Source organism: Paenibacillus sp. 598K (assembly GCF_003851045.1).
GTDB lineage: Bacteria > Bacillota > Bacilli > Paenibacillales > Paenibacillaceae > Paenibacillus_D.
The window spans coordinates 16,698-17,084 of the sequence record NZ_BFBX01000145.1 but is presented as its reverse complement, the minus strand read 5'-3'; the positions used below and the strand labels follow the sequence as shown (position 1 = coordinate 17,084).

The window sequence follows — 387 nt, the reverse complement described above, 5'->3', positions numbered from 1 at the left end:
CTCTAGAAAGTAGAGTTACGTTGGTGCGCCGAGCGGCCCGTAAGCACGATGCAATGACGATAGGGAGTTAATTTCAGAGCAAACGACTAGGAAATGAATTGAAAATTGGCTCAAAAGGGGGACCGACAACATGCCAAAGAGTGCGCGTCTTACCAAATTGACGTTGATCGCCCTCTGCTGCTGCCTCTGTCTGGGAGCGCTAGGCGGTCAGCGGGCAGAGGCGGCAGAGGTGGCGCCTTCGTATATGTATTCCTTCTATGGGGAGTCCATCGCCGCTCCGGCCGCCTATCAGGCGACGTCGCTGTATGACGGCCGGACGCTGGGGGTGGGCGCCTTCAAGGAGCCGAGCGATCTGGACGTCCACCCGGACGGCACGATCTACATCCT

The 387-nt window shown here is 57.9% G+C and carries 1 pseudogene; it reads left to right on the top strand.

From position 1 onward, the window contains the following. Positions 1-130 precede the first annotated feature (130 nt). A pseudogene (locus tag PA598K_RS38435) lies at positions 131-387 on the top strand (hypothetical protein); the annotation flags it as partial.